Annotated in this window: 29 protein-coding genes; 16 read left to right on the forward strand and 13 right to left on the reverse strand. The window is 67.8% G+C overall.

From position 1 onward, the window contains the following. Positions 1 to 44: 44 nt before the first annotated feature. The 4 genes from AX708_RS00340 to AX708_RS00355 all read right to left on the reverse strand — a co-directional run bounded on the left by AX708_RS00340 (position 45) and on the right by AX708_RS00355 (position 3,561). Positions 45 to 839: an enoyl-CoA hydratase-related protein gene (locus tag AX708_RS00340; protein WP_066527490.1), complete on the reverse strand. Its 795-nt coding sequence runs from the start codon at positions 837 to 839 to the stop codon at positions 45 to 47. 109 nt (positions 840 to 948) lie between these two features. Next, entirely contained in the window at positions 949 to 2,010 is a 1,062-nt protein-coding gene (locus AX708_RS00345) for an enoyl-CoA hydratase/isomerase family protein (protein WP_066527242.1), read from the reverse strand. Beyond that, positions 2,007 to 2,402, reverse strand: a complete 396-nt coding sequence (locus tag AX708_RS00350; protein WP_066527247.1) for a VOC family protein — start codon at positions 2,400 to 2,402, stop codon at positions 2,007 to 2,009. Before AX708_RS00350 ends, AX708_RS00345 begins: the two co-directional genes overlap by 4 nt. Before the next feature lie 13 nt (positions 2,403 to 2,415). Then, a complete protein-coding gene (locus AX708_RS00355; protein ID WP_066527249.1) occupies positions 2,416 to 3,561 on the reverse strand; it encodes an acyl-CoA dehydrogenase family protein in 1,146 nt (381 codons plus the stop codon). Between the two features lie 138 nt (positions 3,562 to 3,699). Between AX708_RS00355 and AX708_RS00360 the strand changes: the two genes are divergently transcribed. After that, positions 3,700 to 4,068, forward strand: coding sequence for a hypothetical protein (locus AX708_RS00360; protein ID WP_066527252.1), 369 nt, complete (start codon positions 3,700 to 3,702; stop codon positions 4,066 to 4,068). On the opposite strand, the gene AX708_RS00365 is transcribed toward AX708_RS00360, so the two are convergent. From AX708_RS00365 to AX708_RS00390, 6 genes are all read right to left on the reverse strand, one after another. Further along, entirely contained in the window at positions 4,058 to 4,579 is a 522-nt protein-coding gene (locus AX708_RS00365) for a DUF1254 domain-containing protein (RefSeq protein ID WP_066527254.1), read from the reverse strand. The two genes, AX708_RS00360 and AX708_RS00365, sit on opposite strands and share 11 nt — an antisense overlap. Next, positions 4,576 to 5,181 carry a DUF1214 domain-containing protein gene (locus AX708_RS00370; protein ID WP_197425958.1) on the reverse strand — a complete coding sequence of 202 codons (606 nt, stop codon included), beginning with the start codon at positions 5,179 to 5,181 and terminating at the stop codon, positions 4,576 to 4,578. The genes AX708_RS00365 and AX708_RS00370 overlap by 4 nt, the downstream gene beginning before the upstream one ends. Beyond that, a complete protein-coding gene (locus AX708_RS00375; protein ID WP_066527256.1) occupies positions 5,178 to 5,567 on the reverse strand; it encodes a RidA family protein in 390 nt (129 codons plus the stop codon). The genes AX708_RS00370 and AX708_RS00375 overlap by 4 nt, the downstream gene beginning before the upstream one ends. Continuing rightward, on the reverse strand, positions 5,564 to 5,875 hold the full coding sequence (locus tag AX708_RS00380; RefSeq protein ID WP_066527494.1) for an I78 family peptidase inhibitor: 312 nt from the start codon (positions 5,873 to 5,875) through the stop codon (positions 5,564 to 5,566). The genes AX708_RS00375 and AX708_RS00380 overlap by 4 nt, the downstream gene beginning before the upstream one ends. A gap of 95 nt (positions 5,876 to 5,970) precedes the next feature. Next, on the reverse strand, positions 5,971 to 8,331 hold the full coding sequence (locus AX708_RS00385; protein ID WP_197425960.1) for an EAL domain-containing protein: 2,361 nt from the start codon (positions 8,329 to 8,331) through the stop codon (positions 5,971 to 5,973). A 26-nt stretch (positions 8,332 to 8,357) separates the two neighbouring features. Beyond that, positions 8,358 to 9,404, reverse strand: coding sequence for a FecR family protein (locus AX708_RS00390; RefSeq protein ID WP_066527260.1), 1,047 nt, complete (start codon positions 9,402 to 9,404; stop codon positions 8,358 to 8,360). Positions 9,405 to 9,549: 145 nt separating this feature from the next. On the opposite strand from AX708_RS00390, the gene AX708_RS00395 reads away from it, so the two are divergent. Beyond that, positions 9,550 to 11,196, forward strand: a complete 1,647-nt coding sequence (locus tag AX708_RS00395) for a ShlB/FhaC/HecB family hemolysin secretion/activation protein (RefSeq protein WP_066527262.1) — start codon at positions 9,550 to 9,552, stop codon at positions 11,194 to 11,196. A 23-nt stretch (positions 11,197 to 11,219) separates the two neighbouring features. Here AX708_RS00395 and pyk read toward each other — a convergent pair whose 3' ends face one another. Beyond that, positions 11,220 to 12,680, reverse strand: coding sequence for a pyruvate kinase (gene pyk / locus AX708_RS00400; protein ID WP_066527267.1), 1,461 nt, complete (start codon positions 12,678 to 12,680; stop codon positions 11,220 to 11,222). 65 nt (positions 12,681 to 12,745) lie between these two features. On the opposite strand from pyk, the gene AX708_RS00405 reads away from it, so the two are divergent. The 5 genes from AX708_RS00405 to AX708_RS00425 all read left to right on the forward strand — a co-directional run bounded on the left by AX708_RS00405 (position 12,746) and on the right by AX708_RS00425 (position 14,725). Then, complete coding sequence (locus tag AX708_RS00405) at positions 12,746 to 13,057, forward strand: DUF1244 domain-containing protein (protein ID WP_066527268.1); 312 nt, start codon at positions 12,746 to 12,748, stop codon at positions 13,055 to 13,057. Positions 13,058 to 13,136: 79 nt separating this feature from the next. Continuing rightward, on the forward strand, positions 13,137 to 13,373 hold the full coding sequence (locus AX708_RS00410; RefSeq protein WP_026092160.1) for a DUF2312 domain-containing protein: 237 nt from the start codon (positions 13,137 to 13,139) through the stop codon (positions 13,371 to 13,373). Positions 13,374 to 13,459: 86 nt separating this feature from the next. Next, positions 13,460 to 13,807 (forward strand): heavy metal-binding domain-containing protein, encoded by a 348-nt coding sequence (locus AX708_RS00415; protein ID WP_066527270.1) that lies wholly within the window; start codon positions 13,460 to 13,462, stop codon positions 13,805 to 13,807. Between the two features lie 4 nt (positions 13,808 to 13,811). Further along, positions 13,812 to 14,273, forward strand: a complete 462-nt coding sequence (locus tag AX708_RS00420; protein WP_066527282.1) for a hypothetical protein — start codon at positions 13,812 to 13,814, stop codon at positions 14,271 to 14,273. After that, complete coding sequence (locus tag AX708_RS00425) at positions 14,270 to 14,725, forward strand: GNAT family N-acetyltransferase (protein WP_066527284.1); 456 nt, start codon at positions 14,270 to 14,272, stop codon at positions 14,723 to 14,725. Before AX708_RS00420 ends, AX708_RS00425 begins: the two co-directional genes overlap by 4 nt. Here AX708_RS00425 and AX708_RS00430 read toward each other — a convergent pair. Further along, complete coding sequence (locus tag AX708_RS00430) at positions 14,722 to 15,393, reverse strand: type II CAAX prenyl endopeptidase Rce1 family protein (protein ID WP_066527287.1); 672 nt, start codon at positions 15,391 to 15,393, stop codon at positions 14,722 to 14,724. The two genes, AX708_RS00425 and AX708_RS00430, sit on opposite strands and share 4 nt — an antisense overlap. Positions 15,394 to 15,512: 119 nt before the next feature. Here AX708_RS00430 and AX708_RS00435 point away from each other — a divergent pair, with 119 nt between their 5' ends. From AX708_RS00435 to AX708_RS00460, 6 genes are all read left to right on the forward strand, one after another. After that, on the forward strand, positions 15,513 to 16,256 hold the full coding sequence (locus AX708_RS00435; RefSeq protein ID WP_066527289.1) for a YebC/PmpR family DNA-binding transcriptional regulator: 744 nt from the start codon (positions 15,513 to 15,515) through the stop codon (positions 16,254 to 16,256). Then, complete coding sequence (locus AX708_RS00440; protein WP_067489140.1) at positions 16,256 to 16,762, forward strand: hypothetical protein; 507 nt, start codon at positions 16,256 to 16,258, stop codon at positions 16,760 to 16,762. The genes AX708_RS00435 and AX708_RS00440 overlap by 1 nt, the downstream gene beginning before the upstream one ends. Next, the gene (gene ruvC / locus AX708_RS00445) at positions 16,762 to 17,235 is read left to right on the forward strand and encodes a crossover junction endodeoxyribonuclease RuvC (protein WP_066527293.1); all 474 of its coding nucleotides are present in this window, start codon (positions 16,762 to 16,764) and stop codon (positions 17,233 to 17,235) included. The genes AX708_RS00440 and ruvC overlap by 1 nt, the downstream gene beginning before the upstream one ends. A 103-nt stretch (positions 17,236 to 17,338) precedes the next feature. Beyond that, positions 17,339 to 17,689 (forward strand): ArsC family reductase, encoded by a 351-nt coding sequence (locus AX708_RS00450; protein WP_066527295.1) that lies wholly within the window; start codon positions 17,339 to 17,341, stop codon positions 17,687 to 17,689. Beyond that, positions 17,668 to 18,705 carry a glycerophosphodiester phosphodiesterase family protein gene (locus AX708_RS00455; RefSeq protein WP_066527297.1) on the forward strand — a complete coding sequence of 346 codons (1,038 nt, stop codon included), beginning with the start codon at positions 17,668 to 17,670 and terminating at the stop codon, positions 18,703 to 18,705. The genes AX708_RS00450 and AX708_RS00455 overlap by 22 nt, the downstream gene beginning before the upstream one ends. A 70-nt stretch (positions 18,706 to 18,775) precedes the next feature. Then, the gene (locus AX708_RS00460) at positions 18,776 to 19,159 is read left to right on the forward strand and encodes a hypothetical protein (protein ID WP_066527299.1); all 384 of its coding nucleotides are present in this window, start codon (positions 18,776 to 18,778) and stop codon (positions 19,157 to 19,159) included. Here AX708_RS00460 and ubiG read toward each other — a convergent pair. Continuing rightward, the gene (gene ubiG, locus AX708_RS00465) at positions 19,156 to 19,893 is read right to left on the reverse strand and encodes a bifunctional 2-polyprenyl-6-hydroxyphenol methylase/3-demethylubiquinol 3-O-methyltransferase UbiG (protein ID WP_066527302.1); all 738 of its coding nucleotides are present in this window, start codon (positions 19,891 to 19,893) and stop codon (positions 19,156 to 19,158) included. The two genes, AX708_RS00460 and ubiG, sit on opposite strands and share 4 nt — an antisense overlap. Positions 19,894 to 19,944: 51 nt before the next feature. Here ubiG and AX708_RS00470 point away from each other — a divergent pair, with 51 nt between their 5' ends. The 3 genes from AX708_RS00470 to AX708_RS00480 all read left to right on the forward strand — a co-directional run bounded on the left by AX708_RS00470 (position 19,945) and on the right by AX708_RS00480 (position 23,258). After that, a complete protein-coding gene (locus AX708_RS00470; protein ID WP_066527304.1) occupies positions 19,945 to 21,216 on the forward strand; it encodes an aspartate kinase in 1,272 nt (423 codons plus the stop codon). A gap of 138 nt (positions 21,217 to 21,354) precedes the next feature. Further along, positions 21,355 to 22,071 carry a helix-turn-helix domain-containing protein gene (locus tag AX708_RS00475; protein ID WP_066527306.1) on the forward strand — a complete coding sequence of 239 codons (717 nt, stop codon included), beginning with the start codon at positions 21,355 to 21,357 and terminating at the stop codon, positions 22,069 to 22,071. 266 nt (positions 22,072 to 22,337) lie between these two features. After that, positions 22,338 to 23,258: a sensor domain-containing diguanylate cyclase gene (locus tag AX708_RS00480; protein WP_066527308.1), complete on the forward strand. Its 921-nt coding sequence runs from the start codon at positions 22,338 to 22,340 to the stop codon at positions 23,256 to 23,258. The last annotated feature ends 44 nt before the right edge of the window (positions 23,259 to 23,302 follow it).

Below are 23,302 nucleotides of genomic sequence, written 5' to 3' on the forward strand. Positions count from 1 at the left end.
CGCCCCGGCCCCCGAGCCGGGGGCAGGCGGGAGGTGGACTTGGCTTACCGCCCCTTCCACTGCCCCTCGCGCTTTTCGATGAAGGCGGCCATGCCTTCGGCCTTGTCTTCGGAAGCGGTGAGGATCTGGAAGATCCGGCGCTCGACGATCAGGCCCTGGTCGAGCGTCATCTCGAAGGCCGAGTTGACCATCTCCTTGTTGGCGATGGTCGCCATCGGCGGCATGGCGGCGATGGTCGCGGCGGTCTTCAAGGTCTCGGCGATCAGTTCCTCATGCGGCACCACGCGCGCGACGAGATTGCTGCGCTCGGCCTCCTCGGCGCCCATCATCCGGCCGGTGAGGCACATTTCCATCGACTTCGACTTGCCGATCGCGCGGGTCAGCCGCTGCGAGCCGCCCATGCCGGGGGCGACGCCCAATTTGATCTCGGGCTGGCCGAATTTGGCCTTGTCGGAGGCGATGATGAAGTCCGCCATCATCGCCAGCTCGCACCCGCCGCCGAGCGCAAAGCCGTTGACCGCCGCGATCCAGGGCTTGCGCGTCTTCTTGACGATCTCGCTGGTCCAGGGGCTGAAGAAATCGTCGAGGTAGAAGTCAGCCGCGGCCTTCTCGCTCATTTCCTTGATGTCGGCGCCGGCCGCAAAGGCCTTGTCGCCGCTGCCGGTGAGGACCGCGCAGAGCTGGGTGCTGTCGGCCTGATAGGCGGCGAAGGCCTCGATCAGATCGGCCAGAACCTGCGAGTTCAGCGCGTTCAGCGCCTGCGGGCGGTTGAGGGTGATGAGCGTGACGCCCTTGGTGCCCCGGGCGTCGGTTTCGACGAGAATTGTTTCGTAGGTCATCAGGTTCTCCATCCCTCGTCGTTGCGAGGAGCGTCAGCGACGCGGCAATCCAGAGCCGTTTGGCGCGTTCCGCTCTGGATTGCTTCGCTGCGCTCGCAAAGACGATTGTTCAATTAACGAGCGGCGCCCACTCCTCGCCTGCGGGCAAGGGGGCGAAGATCGCGTCGAGCAGCTCGTCGGTGACCTCTTCGGGAGTGGCGGGGTTCCACTTGGGATCGCCGGTCTTGTCGACGATCACCGCGCGCACGCCCTCCGCAAAATCGGGGCGGGTCAGCACGCGGCTGGCGATGCGGTACTCCATCCGCATGTTGTCGGCAAAGTCGGTGAGCTTGGCGCTTTCGGCGAGCTGGCGCAGCGCGACCTTGCAGGTCTGCGGGCTCTTGGTGCCCAGCGTGTCGCGCTCGGTCGCGGCCCAATCGTCCCCCGTGGCGGCGGCGGCTTCGAGGCTGGCGAGGATGTCCTCGTAGCGGTCGGAATGGAAATGCTTGGCGATCCTGTCGGCATTGGCCTCGATCCGCGCCTTGGGCGGGGTGCCCACGGGTTCGGACAGGATGCCGGCAATGCGATCGGGATGATCGTGGATGCGCGCCTTCAGGTCCTCGAGCATGGCGTGCGGCACGTAGTGGGTCGCAAGGCCGGTCCACAGGCACTCCGACCCGTCGAGCCGCGCGCCCGTCAGCGCAAGGAACTGCCCCAGACGCTGGCCGAGGCGAGACAGGTGCCAGCCGCCGCCGACATCGGGGAACAGGCCGATCCCGGTCTCGGGCATGGCGAAGCGGGTGTTCTCGGTCGCGACCCGGAACTTCGCGGGCTGCGAGATGCCCACGCCCCCGCCCATCGTGATGCCGTCCATGAAGGCGACGATCGGCTTGGCATAGGTGAACATCTGGTGGTTGAGCTGGTACTCGTCGTGGAAGAACTTCCGCCCGCTCGCACCACCATCGTTCAGCGCCGAATCGCGCAGGAAGGCGATGTCGCCGCCTGCACAGAACCCGCGCCCCTCGGCATGGTCGAGGATCACCGCCTTGATCGCGTCATCCGCTGCCCATTCGCTCAGCGCCGCGCTCATCGCGTGGCACATCGGCAGGGTCAGCGCGTGGAGCGCCTTCGGGCGGTTGAGGCTGATATGGCCGATAGGACCATTCACCCGGATCAGAACGTCGTCAGTCATTGCCCCTGTTCTTTCGGTTCGATCAGGTCCCAGCGATTGCCGAAAGGGTCGCTGAACACCGCCACCGTGCCATAGCTTTCGTGGCGCGGTTGTTCATGGAAATTCACGCCGGCTTCGACGAGCCGTGCATGGGCCCCTGCGAAATCGTCGGTATGGGCGAAAAAGCCCACCCGCCCGCCGGTCTGGTTGCCGATGGCGGCGCTCTGCGCGTCATTGGCGGCCTTGGCAAGGAGTAGGCGGCCGCCATCCTTACCGCCGACCACGACCCAGCGCTTGCCGCCGCCCATGTCGCTGTCCTCGATCAGGTCGAGACCGAGCGCATCGACGCAGAAGGCGATGCCGGCGTCGTAATCGGGCACCACCAATGTCGTCAGGGCAAGCCTTGTGGCCATTACGCCGCCCGGTTCATTGGCGCAGCAGATCCCGGCCGACGATCATCCGCATCACCTGGTTGGTGCCCTCGAGGATCGAGTGCACGCGCAGGTCGCGCCAGAAGCGTTCGATCGGATAGTCGCGCAAGTAGCCGTAACCGCCGAAGAGTTGCAGCGCGTCGTTGACGATCTTCGATCCGCTGTCGGTCGCCAGCCGCTTGGCCATCGCCGAGAAGCGCGACTTGTCGGGCGCATTGTCGGTGACCTTAGCGGCAGCGAGATAGAGCAGCGCACGCGCCGCCTCCAGCTCGGTCGCCATGTCGGCGAGCATGAACTGGGTGTTCTGGAAATCGGCGACCGGCTGGTCGAACTGCTTGCGGTCCTTGGTGTAGGCGATCGCCTCGTCCAGGCACCGCTGCGCCCCGCCCAGCGAGCAGGCGCCGATGTTGAGCCGCCCGCCGTCCAAACCCATCATCGCGAAGCGGAAGCCCTCGCCCTCGTCGCCGACGCGGTTGGCGACGGGCACGCGGGCGTCCTCGAAGATCACCTGCGCGGTGGGCGAGGCGTTCCAGCCCAGCTTCTTCTCCGGCGCGCCGAAGCTGACGCCGGGGGTGTCCTTGTCGATCACGAGGCAGGTGATGCCCTTGGTCTTGTGGTCGCCGGTTCGCACCATGGTGACGTAGACATCGTTGACCCCGCCGCCCGAGATGAACTGCTTGGTGCCGTTCAGCACATAGTGGTCGCCGTCGAGCCGCGCGCTGGTTTTCAGCGCCGCCGCGTCCGATCCGCTGCCCGGCTCGGTCAGGGCGTAGCTGGCGATCTTCTCCATGGTGACGAGGTCGGGCAGATACTTCGCCTTGACCTCCGCCCCGCCGAACTGGTCGATCATCCACGCGGCCATGTTGTGGATCGAGATGAAGGCGGATGTCGCGGGGCAGCCATAGGCCATCGCCTCCATGATCAGCGCCGCCTCGAGCCGGCCCAGGCCGATTCCGCCCGATTCTTCCGAGACATAGATCGCCCCGAAGCCCAGCTCCGCGCTTTTGCGGATGGTGTCGCGCGGGAAGATGTGCTTCTCGTCCCACTCGGCCGCGAAGGGCGTGATGTTGTCCGCGGTAAAGCGCTGGGCAAGCTCGCGGATCGCGAGCTGGTCGTCGGTGAGTTGAAATTGTCCGTGCATGGCGAGTGCTCTAGCGGCCTTGGGCGCGGCGGAAAAGAGCGGGCGGCGCGCGCGGCGAGCGGAAAATTGCTAGGCGCGTTTGATGCAAATCACATCCCGCAGGCGCGTGCCCTCGTAATCAGGCGAATGGTCAGACAGATGCGCACGCTCATTTTCGTCTACAACGCCGACGGAGGCCTGCTTAACGCCGCGCGCGATGCGGTGCACAAGCTGGTGAGCCCGGCGACCTACCCCTGTTCGCTGTGCGCGCTGACCTATGGCGCGGTGGCGAAGCGGCCGGCGTGGAGTGCCTTTCTTGAGAATGTCGGGCTGCCAGCGCTGTTCCTCTACCGCGACGAGTTCCGCAGCACCCTAGATACCCGCGATCTGCCGCTGCCCGCCATCCTGATCGGCGGGACGGGACCGGTGCCCGAGGTGCTGGTGAGCGCCTCGGAGCTTGACGGGCTGGCGGACCTCGATGCGCTGATCGGGCTGCTGGAAGCGCGGGTGGCGCGGGTCAACCGCTGACCTTCTCGATCAGGCAGGCATCGCCCTTGCCCGCCTGCGCCGCGGCGGCATAGCGCGCGGCGTCGGGGGCGAGGCGGCGGATGAGGATCACGCCCTTGGCGCTAGGGCTGACGATCGCGCCCTCTTGCGCAGCGCTCCCCGGCGGGAGCAGGCGCACCGCGATCTGCCGCCCGGTGCCGCGCAAGGTCGCGAAATTGTCGGTACGTGCGTCGAAGAAGGACAGCGACTGGTAATCGGGCCAAGCGCCCATCCGCACCATCAGCCGCGCATCGGGATCGCTCAGATCATAGCGGCACAGGGCATAGTAGAGATCGGGCGAGGAGCGCACGACCTGCTGGGTCTGCGGGGTGACGCGCGGGGTCGCGGAAAAGGCGTGGACCGGCACGCCGCGCTCGGCGAGCGCTGCCATTGCCCTGTCCATGATGACAGCGGGCGTGAAGTGGAGCGTCAGCGCATGCGCGCCGAGGGCAGTGACGAGCAGGACCACGAGCGGGCCGAGCCAACGCTTCATTGTCCGCCCTCCCCGCATGAGAGACGCGCGATCCCCGGCGGCCTCAGCGCGGCGTTGGGCTGCGCCAGCAGCGTGGCTTCGGGCATGTAGAGCCGAAGGGTCAGATCGAAGGTCCCCGCACCCCGGCTCGAGATCCACAGCGCCCCGTCCGCGGGCCGTTTGGCGGCGATCACCGCCGACCATGCCCCGCCGCCCGCACGGCTCGCATCGATGCTGAGCGCGCCATCGGTGTTGGCGGGCAGCATGCTCTTGCCGTCATAGAGCGTCACCGACCACCAGCCCGCAGGCATCGCCCCGCCCGAGAGGCGGTAGGTGCACGCCTCGCGCAAGGGCGCGCCCGCGTCGTCGGTGGCGCGGGTGAAATAGACCGCTTCGGTCTTGGCGAGCGCCAGCAGGCCATGACGCGCGACGCGGGCGCGGGTGTAGGGGTCCGCAGCCTCGGACCCGGTCGCGAAATCGCTGCGCCAGCCGCCGACATCGACATTGCCGAAAGCCATGCTGCTGCGCGCGGGCCACAGCCCTGCAAGCCACAGCGCGCTGCCGAGGCCAAATGCGAGGCCCGTGACAACCGCGAAAAGATAGCCCACTGCGCGCCGCATCATTCCGGCAGCACCGCCTCGGCTTCGATCTCGACCCGCCACTCCGGGCGGCACAGCCATGCCACCCCCGCCATTGTCGCGGCGGGCCGCGCCGCGCCGAAGAAGCGTGCGTGAACCGCGCCGACCGCATCCTGATCGGCCGGGTCGGTGAGCAGCATCCGGGTGCGCACCACGTCCGCCGCAGAGCCGCCCAGTTCCTCGATCGCCGCGACGATGATCGTGCAGCAGCGCGCCGCCTGCTCGGCCGCCCCGCCCAGCGTGGTCGAGCCATCGGGTTCGACCGGACCGGTGCCCGCGACGATGATCCGATTGCCCTCGCGCACCGCGCGGGCGAAGCCGAAGGTCGCCTCGAAGGGCGAGCCGGACGTTGTCCTCAACCGCGCGCTCATCCGCAGGTGATGTCCGTGATTGTCATGGCGGCATCATAGCGCACGCCCACGCGGTCCTGCCGGTAGTCCATCGTCCACGCGCTGTTCGGCGGCCCCCAGCGCAGCGCGCGTGCGCCCGTGTCCTTGAGGATCGCCGAGCCCACCGCCTGGGTCGCGCTCTGCCCGACGTAGGACTGCGCCGGCTCGGCCCGGCAGGTCATCGCCGCGGGGGGCTCGGGCGAAGCTGACGCAAAATCGGGCGCGCTGCCGTTGGCGGCGCAGCCGGCAAGCCCGGTCACCCCGACAAGCGCGATTGCGATCTGTTTCATGCTGTCCTCCTCCGCCGTCCCGCGCCCTTCGTCGGCGTCTTGCGGCAAGGAGCCTATCAGCGCAGGGCGGGAATGAGAAGCGCTGCCTTGGCGCCTCAGGCGACCCGCAGCCGCGCCGGAGGGGGCGCAGGCTCAGCGCTGCCCCCGCCGGTCGCCGCCGCCAATGCAGCAAGATCCGCCGCCGCCAGCGGGCGCCCGACGAAATAGCCCTGCGCATAGTCGCAGCCGATCCGGGCGAGGAATTCGAGACAGGCACCCTCCTCGATCCCCTCGGCCACCACCTTGAGGCCGAGCTCGTGCGCGAGCTGCACGGTCGATCGGACCAGCATCGCATCGCCCTTGTCGACATGGGCCTGGGCCACGAACATGCGGTCGATCTTCAGCTCGGACAGGGGCAGCAGCTTGAGATAGTTGAGCGCCGACTGGCCGGTGCCGTAATCGTCCATCGAGATGCGCACGCCCGCCGCGCGGAAGCGCTCGAGCGCGGCGATGGCGAGGCCCGTGTCCTCGAACTGGGCGCTTTCGGTCACCTCGAAGGTGACCTGACAGTCGGACAGCCCCTCGCGCGCGATCAGCGCCAGTGCGCGCGCCTCGAAGCTGTCGGACGTCAGCAGCGCGGCCGAGATATTGACCGCCACCCCGATCCGCTGCCCCTGCGCGCGCCACTCTTTCGCGTCGGCCAGCGCCTGCGCGAGCACCGCAAGCGTCACATCGTCGAGCCGCCCGCGTTCCTCGAACAGCGGAATGAAGCAATCGGGCGGCAGCAGCCCGCGCTCCGGGTGGTTCCAGCGCACCAGCGCCTCGACTGCGTCGATCCGGCGGGTCACGAGGTTGAGCTTGGGCTGGTACAGCACCGCGATCCGGCGATTGCGGATCGCCTCGTCGAGCTCGCCCAGCAGCGAAAGCTCGGCGCTGATCGCCTCGCCCGCCTCGACCGTGTGCAGCCGCCAGAACTTGCCGGCGCGCTTGGCGAGGCTGGCGGCATGCGCGGCGTGACCGGCCGGATCGGCCATGTCGGCATCGGCAACCCCGAAGGTCAGCGAAACGCCAAGGCGCCGTCCGCCCAGTTCAAAGGGGCTGCGCATCAGCGCACGCAGGCCATCGAGCTGGGCTTCGAGCTCGTCGATCGGCAGTGGCGAGAGCCACACCAGGGTGCGGTCCTCGATCCGGAAGATCGCCTGGGCCCCGCTCGCGACCTTGAGCCGCTCGGCGATGCGGCGCAGCAGCGCGCCTATGCCATCGCCCTCGATTGCCAGCTTGAGCGCGTCGAAATCGTCGATCTGCGCGGCGATGACGAAACGGTCGGCGGCATGTGCGGCGCGCGCCTTGAGCGCGAGACGGTTGGGCAGGCCGGAATCGGAATCGACCCGCCGCCGCGCCTCCGCAAAGCGATAGGTGAGGACCGTGTAGCGCGCCGCGCCCGACAGAAGCACCAGCGTGACAGCGGGGACGATCTCGAACCACAGGTCGAAGCCGAACCGCATGCCCAGCCAGCCCGCAACCAGCATCAGCGCAACCACGCAAGCGCGCACCATCACCGCGCGGCGACGCCGGGACGTGAGGATGGCGAGCGCGAGCGTGGCGGCCAGCAGCAGCGGCAGCGACCACGAGCCGTAGACCGGCACCCCGCGGCGCAGCGTCTCGGCACCCAGCGCCTGAATGATGACGCCCGGGATCACCCCGTGATTCGGCACCGCATAGCGATCGCCCAGTTCGATGGCGGTCGCGCCGATGATCACGTCCTTGCCAGCGAGGCTACGCGGGATCATGCCGCGCTCGATGGCGATGAAGCTGTGGCGCGGGATCGTGTCCGGCTGGATCGCGAAGTCGACAGGGAAGTCGGCCCCGACCGTCCCGCTGCGCTCGGCGACGGTCGCTGCAAGCGAGGGGCGCGCGGTGTCGCTCGTGACCGTACCGAACGGCAAGCGGCGGACATAACCGTCGCTATCGGGAGCGACCGAGACCGAGGCGAGCTGGGCGTGTTCGCGCAGGGCCGGAATGGGCAGCGTATCGAGCTGGCGCTTGTCGCTGAAGCCGGCGGCCTGTGCGAAGGTCGGCAGCGCGACGGGCGCCCTTGCCGCAGCGATGGCGGCGGCGAAGGCGGCATCTCCGGCCGCATCGGCGCTGCTGGAAAAATCGAGGTCGAAGCTGATCGAGCGCACGCCGGCCGCATCGAGGTTGCGCACCACATTGGCAAAGCGGTCGCGCGGCCACGGCCAGCGGCGGATCGCGGCCATGCTGGCGGCGTCGAGCTCGACCACATGGACCTGACCGCTCGCCTCGTGGCTGAACAGGGCGAAGGTGAGTTCGTCGACACGGTTCTCGGCGTTGCGGAACATGCCACCCAGCGCGCCGACCGCGACCGCCAGCACCAGCGCGGCGATCATCAGCCCGCCAGTGCGCCAGCTATCCGATGTGAGCGCGTGACGGCATCGGGCGAGAATGTGGCGCTGCAAGCTCATGGCCTGAGGCAAGGCTCCGGTCAGCGCCGACCGGGGAGAGCGCCGGGGATGGGATCGACGACCGGCTCGCGCGGGCCGTTACCGCCATTGCCGTTGTCGGACCCGTTGCCGTTGTCGGACCCGCTGCCGTTGTCGGACCCCCTGCCGTTGTCGGACCCGTTCCCGTTGTCGGACCCGCTGCCGTTGCCGGACCCGCTGCCGGTGCAGGAGCCGCCCGCGCAAACCACGCCGTCATCCGGCATGGGATCCGGCCTGCCGTTCCCGCGTGCTCCGTCTGCTGCCGCGACCGCCGCGAGCACGATCACCTCGCCGCTGGCAAAGCCGTTCGACACCGCGCCGAGATCCTGCGGGGTGCTGACGATCGGATCGTCGATCCGCGCGCCTGCGCTGCGGTCATCCGCCGCGGGTTCGGCCGAGACTTGCGCCGGGGCAGGCGCCGCGCTCTCTGCAGCTCCCGAGGGTGCCGCAGGGACCGCGCCGCGCGCAGGAGAATCCATCACCTTGCGCCCCTCGCCCTCGATCACCATGCGCAGCGGATCGGCAGCCGCGATCATCGCCACCGCGCCCGGGCGAATCAGCTCGACCGCGCCGCCATCGAGCGTCGAGGTCTCCACCGCGCCCTCGGTAACCTGCAGGCTCGCGCCTTGCTCGCTCACGGTAATGACGAAGGTCGTGCCCTTCACCACCGCCGCGAGATAGGGCGTCTCGACCCCGAAATGCGGATTGGGCTGCTTGCCGATGTTGAACAGCGCGCTGCCATAGTCCTGGAGAATCTGGACGATCCCCCGCTCGCGCTGGGCCGGCGCAATCCGCAACTGCGCATTCTGGCGCATCGTCACGAATTCATTGCCCCGCACAAGCACCGCAGAGGCGCGCGCCGCGGTGCGCACCATCGCGCCCGGGGCGAGCTGCGTGCCCACCCTGGCGGGACGCTGGCCCTGCGCGTCGATCACGGTGACGGTCCCCTTCGCCTCCGATACGGTCCACGGCCCGCTCTGGGCGAGCGCGGGGGTACCGCTCAAGAGCAGCAGCAAAATCGGCAGAAACAGGCGTTGCAGAATGCGCATATTGGTTCTCCGGTTGTGTGCGTTAATCCGGAACCTGCGCATTTCGCGTTGATGGAGATGGTTAAAAAATTGTGCGGCTGAGACTTGGTTAACCTTTGAAAGGTAGAGGAAAGGCTTCTTTCTAGGTGATGGGGATTTCGCAATCTTGCGATCGGTTAAACTCTGGGGCTGCGCCATCACGGCGCTGGCGGCTAACCCGCTGGCGGCGCAGGACGCGCTCGACCGGACCAATCCCCAGACCCAGGCGAACCGCGACGAACAGGCTCTGCCCGCTGCCGATCAGGTGCGAATCGAGGTGCTGCCGGTGCTCGACACGCCGCTCGCGGCAGCGGGAGGCCCGGTGCTCGATGTCGGCGCGATCGTCGTCGATGGCCTTGTCGCGATGCGCCAGTCCGATTTCTCGCCCGTGGTCGAACCCTTCGCCGGACGTCCGCTCGACCGCGCCGAACTCGGCCGCCTGACCGACGCCATCGCCGCCCGCGCGCGCGAAGCGGGCTATGTCCTTGCCACTGCATGGATCCCCGAACAGACGCTTGTCGGCGGCATGCTCAGGGTGCGGATCGACGAAGGGCGAATCGATGCGGTGCGAATCGAGGGCTCCGATGATCCCGTCATCCGTCGCCAGCTCGAACGGCTGGTGGGCAGCGGCCCCGTCACCCTCGCCGCGCTCCAGCGCGAAGTGCTGCTCGCCGACGACCTGCCGGGGGTGTGGATCCGCGCGACCCGCTTCGAGCGCGAGGGCGAGCGCCGCATCCTCGTGGTCGACGCCGGGCGCAACCGCTTCGGCGGCAGCGCGATCGTCACCACCGACGGCACCAAGCCGCTGGGTCCGATCCGGGAGCGGATCGATCTCGACGCAAACGGCCTCATCTCACCGCGCGACCGTGTCGACCTCAGCTTCTCGGCCACCCCGCTCGACCCGGACGAACTCGCCTTCTTCAGCGCGCGCTACAGCGTGGTGATCAACGATGCTGGCACCAGCGTGGGCGCCTTCGGATCCTATTCGCGCACCGAGCCCGGCGCCTACCTCGCCGCCCGCGAATTGCAGGGCGAATCATGGCAGGGCGGCATCCGCATCCGCCATCCGGTCCTTCGCACCCAGAAGAGCAGCTTATGGCTGGAGGCGAGCGCGGAATTGCAGAACCTGTCGCAAGACAGCTTCGGCCAGCTGGCCCGGCATGACCGGATCGCGCTGGCCCGGTTCGGCTTCTACGGGTTCGGCCGGTTGGCCGGCGGCAACTTCCAGGGCCGTGTGACAGTGAGCAAGGGTATCCCGACCTTCGGTGCCACCCCGACCGGCAGCACGCTCGCCTCGCGCATCGATGCCGAGCCCGATTTCACGACATGGAGCTGGTGGCTGAACTGGCGGCGCGGGATCGCCCCGCGGGTCAGTCTGCAGCTTGCCAGCATCGGCCAGATCTCCTCGGCGCCGCTGCTGATCGGCGAGACTTTCTCGCTGGGCGGCACGCAGTTCCTGCGCGGCTACGACTTCGCGCAGGCCGTGGGCGACGAGGGCGCGGCGGGCCTCGCCGAACTGCGCTACGATTTGCCGCGCGCGCTGGGCGCGGTGCGCAATGTCCAGCTCTATGCCTTCGCCGATGCGGGCACGGTCTCGAACCTCGCGGCCGGGCGCTCCGGCGCGACGCTGGCATCGAGCGGCGGCGGTTTCCGCGCCGACATCACCCGCGATCTCGACCTCGATTTTGAAATCGCCGTGCCGCTCAGCGAGGACCGCTACGACACCGGCGACAAGACCCCGCGCCTCAACGTCAGGGTCAGCCGGTCGTTCTGAGCTGGGCGCGTCAGCCCCTCACCTCAGCCCTTGTGCTTTTCCAGCTCGTCGCCGCTCACGGTCACGACATGCAGCAGATTGGTCGCCCCGGGCGTTCCGAAGGGCACGCCCGCGAGCACGATCAACTTGGCCCCGGCGCTCGCGAGGCTGTGGCGCAGCGCCATGCGCTTGCCCTTGCCGATCATCTCCTCGAAGCTGCCGATATCCTTGGTCGCCACCGCATGCGCGCCCCACAGGAGCGCGACCTTGCGCGCGGTGCGGATCGAGGGGGTGAGCACCAGCATCGGGGTCGCCGGCCGCTCGCGCGCCACGCGCCGCGCGGTCGAGCCGCTCGTGGTGAAGACCGTGATCGCGCTGATCGGCACGGTGTCGGCGATGGTCATGCAGGCATGCGCCAGCGCGTCCGAGGTGGTCGCATCGGGCGGCGTCTCGAGGAAGCGCACGCGCGCCTTGTAGCCCTCGTCGCGCTCCACCTGCACCGCGATCTTGTCCATCATCGCGACCGATTCTTCCGGCCACGCGCCCGCCGCGCTCTCGGCCGAGAGCATCACCGCGTCGGCCCCGTCATAGACCGCGTTGGCAACGTCCGACACTTCCGCGCGGGTCGGCGTCGGCGCCTCGATCATGCTCTCGAGCATCTGCGTCGCCACGATCACCGGCTTGCCCGCCCCGCGCGCCATGTTGACGATCTTCTTCTGGAGCGGCGGCACCTCGTAGGGTTCGAGCTCGACGCCCAGATCCCCGCGCGCGACCATGATGCCGTCGGCCAGTTCGATGATCGATTCCAGCCGGTCGACCGCCTTGGGCTTCTCGATCTTGGCGCAGATCGCGGTGCCGTGGGTGCCGATCAGCTTCCTCGCCTCGGCGATGTCCTCGGGGCGCTGCACGAAGGAGAGCGCGATCCAGTCCGCCCCCTGCTCGGTCGCGAAGGCGAGATCGCGGCGGTCCTTTTCGGTGAGCGCGGGGATCGGCACCTCGGCATCGGGGACGTTGACGCCTTTGCGGTCGGAGATCACCCCGCCGACTTCGGCGCTGCACAGGATGCGGCTTTCGTCAGCCTCGAGCACCTTGAGCCGGATCTTGCCGTCATTGATGAGCAGGCGCTGCCCGCGCTCCATAATCCCGAACAGTTCCGGATGCGGCAGGCACACGCGGTTGTGATCGCCCGGCGCGGGATCGCGGTCGAGCACGAAGTGGCCCGAATGGCGGATCACCGCCTGGCCTTCGGCAAAGGTGCCGACGCGCAGCTTGGGGCCCTGAAGATCGGCGAGGATCGCGATGGGGCGCGCGAACTGCTTTTCGAGCGCGCGGATCGCGGCGACCACGGGCTCGTGATCGGCATGGCTGCCGTGGCTCATGTTGAGGCGGAAGGCGTCCGCCCCGGCCTTCACCAGCCGCTCCAGCATCTCGGGCGAGCGGCTCGCCGGACCGATGGTGGCGAGAATCTTGACCTTGCGGCCGCGCGGGTCGATCCGTCGTGTCATTATAGCCTATCCCTCTTGCGGGCAGCCTATGGCACAGGCCCGTTTCAACTCAAGGAAAAGCCGCGATGAATAGCAATGCCGATCCGCTCGACGCGCTGGACGATGCTCAGGCCGCCGCCGCCTTCCGCCGGCTGGTGCGGCATTTGCGGCATCGCCACGATGCGCAGAACATCGACCTGATGGGGCTCGCGGGCTTCTGCCGCAACTGTCTGGCCGACTGGATCCGCGATGCAGGCTACCCCGGCGACAAGGAAGAGGCGCGCGAGGTCATCCACGGGATGCCGAGCGGCGAATGGAAGGCGACCCGCCAGAGCCCCGCCACCGAGGAGCAGCTCGCCCGCATGGAAGCGAGCGTGGCGAAGAACGCACAGGAATAATTTTCGCGGGCGGTTCAATCGTGCCCGGTGGCTGGCTATCGCAGCCACCAACCGATTCTCACATAAGATGGAGCCCCCCATGGCCGAAACCGCCGACGACCGCCTGCGCCTGCTGATCGAGCGCATCGAACGCCTCGAGGAAGAAAAAAAGGGCATCGCCGACGATATCCGCGACGTCTACATGGAAGCCAAGGCCGTGGGCTACGATCCCAAGATCATGCGCCAGATCGTGCGCCTCAGGAAGATGAAGCCCGACGATCGCAGCGAACAGGACATGCTGCTCGAAACCTACAAGGCCGCGCTCGGCATGGCCTAAGGCGTGGCGCGCGCAAGGCGGTCCGTCATTGAAACTTCACCCGGCCGTGTTATCTCGATAACACAGCCTTGCAAGGAGAGAGACCGATGGCATCCCCCTGGAAAGACGCGCGCGGCGTCATCGTCAGCACCACCCCGACCCTCGAGGGCCGACCGATCCAGGAATACATGGGCATCGTCACCGGCGAGGTGATCGTCGGCGCGAACCTGTTCCGTGACCTCTTCGCCAGCGTGCGCGACATTGTCGGCGGGCGTTCGGGCTCCTACGAACGCATCCTCGCCGACGCGCGCAACCAGGCGATCGAGGAACTCCAGGCCGAAGCCGCCGCGCGCGGGGCCAATGCGGTGGTCGGGATCGACCTCGATTACGAGGTGATCGGCGACACCGGCTCGATGCTGATGGTCTCGGCGAGCGGGACCGCGGTCCGGGTCTGAGCGCGTGGCGGCGCGGCCGTTCACGTGGATCGATAGCGATGATGTGCGGGGGGGCTATGTCGATCCCGTCCACAATCTGCGCCTGTTCGACAGAGGCGGGCCCGATTGGCAAGTGAACATCGTGGTCGCGCCGCCGCCGGACGCGCCGGACTTCGGCTATTTGTGGGAAAACCGCTTTTACTTCGTCGCGAAATTGACCGAATACGGCGTGCTGGACGTGGAGCGATTTACCATCGGATCGGCCTGCCTCAACCAGCATTTCAAGCGCGATTTTCCCGGACGCGCAGCCGAGTTTCTGGATTCGATCCTGCCGCTTCTCGACCCCCGCAACGGGCGGCTGTTACCGGGCAATTATCGCAACGCGGTGTTCGACATGCCGCCAATGCTGCGGGCGCGGCTGCTGGAAAGCGGGCGCTATTCCGCCGCTGATGAGCGAGACCAAGCCCAGTCTGGGTTGGCCCCATGAGCGAGACCCGGCGCCTCGTCCCCGGCGATGTCGCGGGCTTCCGGGCGATGAACGCGCTGTTCGCCGAAGTCTTCGAGGACCCTGACAGCTATGCTGCCGCCCCGCCCGACGCAGGATGGGCGGCGGAGTGGCTCGCCAACCCGAACCACATCGCGCTGCTGGCCGAGGCGGGCGGCGAGGTGATCGGCGCGCTTGCGGGCTATGTGCTGCCGAAGTTCGAGCAGGCCCGCAGCGAGATCTACATTTACGACCTCGCCGTGCTGGAAAGCGCCCGGCGGCAGGGCGTGGCGACCGCGCTGATCGACGCCCTGCGCGCCATCGCACGCGAGGTCGGCGCGTGGACGATCTTCGTCCAGGCCGACATCGTCCCCGAGGACGAACCGGCGCGCCGCCTTTACCGCAAGCTCGCCTGCGAGGAGATCACCGCGCTCCATTTCGATATCGCGCCCTAGGCAAGCAGGTATCCGCCCGCGAGCACCAGCCCGTTGTAACCCGCATGATAGGCCATCCCCGCCGCCAACCCCGCGCGGGTGCGGATGAAGGCGAGCAGCAGCCCGCCCAGCACCTGCGGCAGCACCACGGCGAGGCCCAGCGGGCTGGCAAAATCGGCGTAATTGCCGAGGTGGATCGCGCCGAACAGCAGCGCCTGTGCCCACACAATCACGCCGAAGTGGCGGATGAAGGCCGGCGGCACGGTGCAAGCATGCGCCCGCTCGCGGGTCAGGCCCCAGTGGAGGAGACCCGCCAGCGCCACCGCCGCTCCCGCCCATGCCAGCATCCGGCCGTGCTCGGGCAGCAGCGCTACCCCCGCCAGCATCAGCGCCATTGCCGCAAAGCCGCAAGCCGCAAAGCGCAGCGCCGCGACCCGCCCGGTGAGCCAGCCGCGGAAAACCAGTTCCTCGAGCAGAGGGGCAATCAGCAGGAAGGCGACGGGACTGGCCGCGAGGCTTCCCGCCTCGGCGTCGGGCGCAGGCAGCACCCCGGCGCTGCGGCTCGCCAGCCACAGCGGGCCAACCACGGCGGCAAGCAGCACGAGGTGCACGGCGCCCGCCGCCAGCAGCACGCGCGCCCGCTCGCCCGGCGATGCCACGGGCCGCGCGGCGTAGCTCGGGCGCAGCATGAAGCGTGCCGCCTCGGCCAGCCTTGCGCGAAAGGTCAGCGCGCGCGCCCTTGCGTCCCCCGCGCCTGCCGGAGTAAGGCCCGCCTCCGATCTTCCAACATTTCCGGTGAAGTCATCCAATGGCAGGCCATTCCAAGTTCAAGAACATCATGCATCGCAAGGGCGCGCAGGACAAGAAACGCGCGGCGATGTTCTCCAAGCTCAGCCGCGAGATCACCGTGGCAGCCAAGATGGGCATGCCCGACCCCGACATGAACCCGCGCCTGCGCCTCGCGGTCAACGCCGCCAAGGCGCAGTCGATGCCCAAGGACAATATCCAGCGCGCCATCGACAAGGCGAGCCAGGCGGGCGGCGAGGACTATGTCGAGATGCGCTACGAGGGCTATGGCCCGGGGGGCGTCGCGCTGATCGTCGAGGCGCTGACCGACAACCGCAACCGCACCGCGACCAATGTGCGCACCGCTTTTTCGAAGAATGGCGGGAACCTCGGCAGCGAGGGCTCGGTGAGCCACGGGTTCGAACGCCGCGGGCTGATCGAATATTCCGCCGCTGCGGGCGACGAGGAGAAGGTCCTCGAAGCCGCGATCGAAGCGGGCGCGGATGATGTCGAAAGCTCGGAGGACGGCCACACCATCTGGACCGCCGCCGATGCGCTTCACGGCGTGGCGGGCGAGCTCGAGAAGGTCCTCGGCCCGGCCGACAACGTCAAGCTGGCGTGGAAGCCGGTGCTCACGGTGGAAGCCGACGAAGCCACCGCCGCGACGCTGATGAAGCTGATCGACACGCTCGAAGACGATGACGACGTCCAGACCGTTTGGGGCAATTACGAGATCTCCGACGCGGTGATGGAGAAGCTGGGCTGATGCGACGGCTTGCAGCAGCCCTCGGCCTTGCCGTGCTTGCTGCGACCGTCCACGCAGCCGTGCCGAAACCGACGGTTCTCTTTGCGTGCCGCGACGACGATTGGAGCGTCGTGCTCCTCGGAACTGAGGATGGACGTCTGTTGCTTGAAACCCGCCCGAGCGGCGCAGGAATGGGCAATGTCAGTTCGAGCTGGGACGAGGTGCGCGAAGGCTACGTGGGTGGCCAGCAAGGCGGACACCAGCACCATATCCGCTTCTATGACGGGTTCCGCCAAATCATCCTGTTCGAAGGCGAGAACGGACAACTCACCGAAAATCCGGGGCACATCTACGCGGGCGCCCTGACCATTACGGAGCGCAATCCGCAGCAAGATTTCCGCATCGCCTGCGCCGCCGATGAAACCAATATCGGGCTCGTCGAAAACGTCAGGCGCTGGGCAGCAAGCAGCGGAGCCAAGGCCCCGCTACCCGAAGAGGTCGGCAGTCCCTTCAACGCCTGGTTCTGATGGTCATCCTCGGCCTCGACCCCTCGCTGTCCTCGACCGGCTGGGGCGTGATCCGGGCCGAGGGTTCGCGGATTACCCATGTCGCCAACGGGCAAGTGAAAACCGATCCGGCAGCGCCGATGGCAGAACGGCTGGTGGCCTTGCAGGCGGGGCTCGCCGCGGTGATCGCCGAGCACGCGCCCGAGCGCGCGGCGGCCGAGGAAATCTTCGTCAACAAGAACCCGCAATCGACCCTCAAGCTCGCCCAGGCGCGCGGTGCGGTGCTGGCGGCGTGCGGGGCGGCGGGCCTCGGCGTCAACGAACACGCCGCGCGGCTGGTCAAGAAGGCGGTCACCGGCACGGGCGCGGCGGAAAAGGTGCAGGTCGCCGCGATGGTCAAGGTGCTGCTTCCGGGCGTACAGATCGCCGGTAGCGACGCGGCCGATGCGCTCGCGGTGGCGATTGCCGACGCGCATCTGGCCCCGCGCTCTTGACCCTCCACTTCGTCATTGCGAGGAGCGCGAGCGACGAAGCAATCCAGCATCGGACCATGGATTTCCGCGCAGCCTTGCGGCTGCTCGCAATGACGAGACAGGCATGACGATCCACCTCTACGGCATCCCCAACTGCGACACCGTCAAGAAGGCACGGCTCTGGCTCGACGCGCAGGGCAAGGCCTACACCTTCCACGACTACAAGAAGGAAGGGGCCGATGCCGAAAGGCTCGCGGCGTGGATCGCGGCGGCGGGCCTCGATAGCGTGGTGAACCGCAAGGGCACCACCTTCCGCGCGCTAGATGACGCGGACAAGGCCCGCGCCGCCGACAGTCACACCGCTGTCGCATTGCTGGTCCAGCAGCCGAGCATCATCAAGCGGCCGATCGTGGAGCATCCCGGCGGCGTGCTGGTGGGCTTCAAGGAGGAAGAATGGTCCGCAGCCTTGCTCTGATCGCGCTTGCCGCGCTGACGCCGGTGGCCGCCGCCGCGCAGGACAGCGAGATGCTGATCATCGCCCACCGCGGGGCGAGCGCCGAGCGCCCCGAGCACACGCTCGCCGCCTATGAACGCGCGATCGATCAGGGTGCGGACTATATCGAGCCCGATCTGGTGGCGACCAAGGACCTCGTCCTCGTCGCGCGGCACGAGAACGAGCTGTCGGGCACCACCGATGTCGCCGCCCGCGAGGAATTCGAGGATCGCCGCCGCGAGAAGACCGTCGATGGCCAGAAGATCGCGGGCTGGTTCGCCGAGGACTTCACCCTCGCCGAATTGCGCACCCTGCGCGCCAAGGAGCGCATCCCCGCGCTGCGCCCCGCCAATACTCGCTTCGACGGGCTCTATCAGGTGGCAACGCTCGCCGACATCGTGAAGCTGGTCCGCGCCAAGGAGGCCGAGACCGGGCGGCGGATCGGGATCTATCCCGAATTGAAGCACCCCGGCTTCCTGCTCCAGAACGCCGGGATCGACCTCGTCGACCTGCTGCTGCGCGACTTCCGCGCGCTCGGCATCACGCCGGCCGATCCGGTGTTCATCCAGAGCTTCGAGGTCGCGCCCTTGCAGCGCCTGCGTGTCCGCGCGCCCGGCTTCAAGCAGGTGCTGCTGGTCGAGCCGCTCGGTGGCCCGGCGGACGAGCCGTCGCTGCGCTATGCCGAGATGGTCACCCCCACCGGGCTTGCCGAAGTGGCGAAATATGCCGACGCCATCGGCGCCTATGCCGGGATGGTGCTGAGCCCCGACGGCACGCCGACGACGCTGGTTGCCGACGCGAAGGCAGCGGGCCTCATGGTCCACGCCTGGACGATCCGCCCCGAAAACGAATTCCTCCCCCCGAACTTGCGCACCGGCGATGATCCCAAGGCCAAGGGCTGCGGCGATGTGAAGCTGGCCGCGATGCTCAAGGCGGCGGGCGTGGCGGGGGTGTTTTCCGACGGGCCGCTCAAGGGGCGCAACTGCCCGGCCGGATAGGCCGGCTGCTACGGTATCTTAATCAGGCCCGTCTATTAACCCTGCTGAATTTGCTTCAGGGGGTCGCACCATGAAACATGTCTTGCTGCCGCTTGCGCTCGTCAGCCTTTCCGGCTGCGGCGCGCTGATGGGCCCGCCCGCCACGCTCGAGGAAACGCTCGAGGATGCCGCGCGCTTCTTCAACCGGCGCGGGACGGTGTCGCTGCCGTCCGAATTCGGCAACGCTCGGGTCGAGGCCAAGGTCGAGGGCAAGGACACCATCACCGTCAGCATCGTCGACGCGCCGACCGGCTACGACACGCTCGATTCCAATGTCGCGCGCAAGCTGCTGCGCGGCAAGCTGTGCGATATCTCGAGCGTGCGCAACATCTTCACCCGCGGGGGCAAGATCCGGGTCGAGATCATCTCGAACATCGGGGTCGAGGCGACCTCGTTCCAGCTGGCGACCTGCTAGGCGCGCCGCGCTGACAGGATGTAGTTGAGCGCCATGTCGTCCGACAGGTGCAGCCCTTTGCCCGGCCGCCACGCGATCCCGCACCTGGCCGTCACCGTCAGGCCGACATCGGCCAGCATCGCCTCGAGTTCGTCGGGGGTGACGAAATCCTCCCAGTGGTGGGTGCCGCGCGGGACATAGCCGACCGCCTCCGCCGCGCCGACCAGCAGCACGCGGCTGGCGGCGGTGCGGTTGGGGGTCGACATGACAAGCAAGCCATCGGGCGCCAGCCGCGCGGCCACGTCGCGCAGGAAGGCGGGCTTGTCGGCGACGTGTTCGATCACTTCGACGCTGGTGACGAGGTCGAAGGTGCCGATATCGAGCCCCGCGACCTCGCCCGCCATGTAGCGGATGGGGAGCCCCACGCCTTCGGCATGGGCGCTCGCCGCCGCGATGTTCTCCGCCGCGGCATCGACACCCGTTACCGCCGCGCCCAACCGCGCCAGCGGCTCGCACAAAAGCCCCGCCCCGCAGCCGATATCGAGCGCGGCCTTGCCCGCCAGCGGTTTGGCGGCGTGGGCCGCCTCGGTCCAATGCGCGTCGATCGCGTCCCGCACAAAGGCGAGCCGCACCGGGTTCACCTGATGCAGGCTCGCCATCGGTCCCTTCGGATTCCACCAGTCGCGCGCCAGCTTTGCGAAAAAATCCGCCTCGTCGGGCCGGATGGTAACATTCGATACGTTTGCGTTTCCCATGAAGCCCTCCTAACAGCGCGCGCGGACACTCACCAGCGGGAGCAGGACCCCTTGGCACGGATCGTGATGAAATTCGGCGGCACCTCGATGGCCGGGACGGAGCGCATCCGCCGCGTCGCCAATATCGTGCGCGCGCAGGCCGCGCGCGGCGATTCCGTCGCGGTGGTCGTCAGCGCGATGGCAGGCGAGACCGACCGGCTGGTCAACTTCTGCCGCGAGGCCAATCCGCTCTATGACCCCGCCGAATACGACGTGGTCGTCGCAAGCGGCGAGCAGGTGACGAGCGGGCTCCTCGCGCTCACTCTGCAAGCGCTGGGCTGCAAGTCGCGCAGCTGGCTCGGCTGGCAGCTGCCGATCCACACCATCGAGGCCCATGCCAAGGCGCGGGTCGAATCGATCGATGCGGAGGCCCTGATCGCCAGCATGGAAGCGGGCGAGATCGCGGTGATACCGGGGTTTCAGGGGCTGTCGGCAGAGGGCCGCGTCACCACGCTGGGGCGCGGCGGATCGGACACCTCGGCGGTCGCGGTCGCCGCCGCGATCAAGGCGGACCGCTGCGACATCTACACCGATGTCGACGGCGTCTACACCACCGACCCGCGCATCGTCGCCAAGGCGAAGAAGCAGAAGGCGGTGACCTACGAGGAAATGCTCGAACTCGCCAGCGTCGGGGCCAAGGTGCTCCAGACCCGCAGCGTCGGCCTTGCCATGAAGGAAGGCGTGCGCGTGCAGGTGCTGTCGAGCTTCATCGGCGAAGGCGCGCCGCCTGCCGATGATCTGCCCGGGACAATGATCGTCTCGGACGAGGAAATGGACGAATTGGTGGAGAAGGGCCTGATGGAACGCCAGCTTGTGACCGGCATCGCGCATGACAAGAACGAGGCGAAGGTGATCCTCACCCGCGTGCCCGACCGACCGGGCGCGGTCGCTAATATCTTCGAGCCGCTCGCCGCGGCCAGCATCAATGTCGACATGATCATCCAGAACGTCGGCCGCGACAAGGGCGAGACCGACGTGACCTTCACCGTGCCCCAGTCCGACCTTGCCCGCGCGCAGGCGCTGCTCGAGGACCGGCGCGGCGAGATCGGCTTCAACCGCATCATCACCGACAGCAAGATCGCCAAGATCAGCGTGGTGGGCGTCGGCATGAAGAGCCACGCGGGCGTCGCCTCCTCGATGTTCCGCGCGCTTTCCGACCGGGGCATCAACATCCAGGCGATCTCGACCAGCGAGATCAAGATCAGCGTGATGATCGACGAGGACGAGACCGAACTCGCGGTGCGCGTGCTGCACACGGCTTACGGGCTGGACGCCAAGGACTGACAGCGCGAAGCGGTGCGGGGCGGAGGTTAGCTGAAAGATAGCCCGATACGTCCCGGTTAACCATTTTCGGTGACGTCGCCTTAATGTTTCTGACCAGAGTGTAACCGGGCTCATTCCCGAGCCCGGAGCCCCTGTGTCATGGCCATCAAGGCCCGTCTCGATTCCCAGCCTGCCGCCCCGCCCGAAGGCAACCTGCGCGGTGCCCCGCGCCGCGCTCTGTGGCTGGAGACCAGCGGCTTTCTTGCCGATGCCGGCCCCGACGGGCTGGAGGCCAACGTCACGATCCACAATATCTCGACCGCCGGGCTGCTGCTTGAGACCGCGCTGGTGCTGGCCGAGGGCGAGCAGCTTGCACTCGATCTGCCCGAAGCGGGCGCGGTGATCGCCACGGTGATGTGGCGTTCGGAGCATCTCTACGGCTGCGCCTTCGCCGCCCCGCTCACCGCCGCCGCGCTGGCGGCAGCGCAGCTTCAGGGCTTTGCGCCGGGCGTGCCGACGCGCCCGCACGCCCCGCCACACACTGGCGGCGGGGCGCTGGCGACCGGCGCTGCCAGCGGCGAAGGGCTCGGCCCCAGGCTCAACCGTCTCCGGCGCGAGGCGGGACTGACCCTCGCCGATGTCGCCGCTGCTTTGGGTGTCAGCAAGCCGACGGTGTGGGCCTGGGAGAAGGGCAAGGCCCGTCCGCTGCCCGAACGCCTCGATGCGATCGCGGGCGCTCTGGGCATCGACCCTGCACTGCTCGTCTCCGCTCCGGCCTCGCGCGAGATCGAGAGCGTGATCGCCGAATGCCGCGCGCGCATCGCCGAAGTCTGCGGCACCGCCCCGCAAGCGGTCAAAATCATGATAGAACTGTAATCCGGGCCGGGTTCCCGAAGCTAGAAGCCCCTACCTACTGCGCCAATACGTATTGGATGGGCTGCTCCAATGGAAAATTATGGTAAACGAAATCCGGAGGTGATTCGTTTTTTAGTCAAGTAAAGTTACTTAACTAACAAAACACATAGTAGTCTTCGGGAAAACAGGGGAATGTTTTCTTATAGTCGAACCTTGTTAGTTACCGAGTAATTCTGACTAGGAGCGAGTTGGCGAATCATTCGTTGGACCGCTGGGGCACTGTCGGCATGAAAATTGGTTTGAATGACGTCGAAGGTCATGTTCTGCATGGCCTGCTGGAAGAAACGTCCGGTGATATCGTGATCAGGCTCGACCGGCACGGTTTCATCGTCCACGCATCCGCGAACATCGCCGAACTGGGATCGGATCTCACCGCCGCGCTGTTGCCCCCGCACATCACCGATCTTGCCGCGCGCGATCACGCCGCTTTCCTTGGCGAACATGTCACGCGCGGGCTTGCCGGTTGCCAGCAGTTGGGATGGATCGAGTTTCCGGTGGTCGCCTGCGCCGATCGCGGCACGGTGCGCGAGGCGCATTTCCCGCGCTGGTATGCGCTCACGCTGAAGCCGATGTGCCTCCCCGACGGCACGCCCGACGGGGCGATGTGCCTGATGCGCTCGGTCCAGCAACTGCGCAGCCTCGAAGGCGAACTCCACGCGCGGGCGGTCACCGATCCGCTCACCGGCCTCGCCAACCGCACCGCCTTTTGCGCGAGCCTGAGGCGGCACCTGGCTTGCGGCGGCGGGCAGATGGTCGCGGTCTTCGCGGTCGACGCCATGCGCGCGCTGCTGCTGCAGTATGGCCAGCGCACCGCGGACGAGGTGCTGTGGGGGTTCGCCAAGTTCCTCGAGACCATGGCGCTCCCGGGCCACGAACTGGCGCAGCTCGACGGCGAGCGTTTCGCGGTTCTGCTTCCCGAAATGACCGCAAGGGCGGCGCGCGAATGGGCCGAGGATGTGATCGAAACCTTCGCCGGGCTCGCCGCCCCGGCCTCGGCCAAGGCGCCGCAACTGACCGCCAGCGCGGGGCTGGCGCGGGTCGAATGCACGGTCGACTGGACCCTGCGCGAGGCCGAACTGGGCCTCGTGCTGGCGCGCGCGGGCGGCGGCCGGCAGGTCGCCGTGGCCGGGCACAGACGCGCCGCTTGATTTGCGATCGCGCTAGCGCGCGATCGCAAATCAAGCGGCGCGTC

This window comes from Erythrobacter sp. CCH5-A1 (genome assembly GCF_001557115.1).
In the GTDB taxonomy this organism is placed as follows: domain Bacteria; phylum Pseudomonadota; class Alphaproteobacteria; order Sphingomonadales; family Sphingomonadaceae; genus Erythrobacter.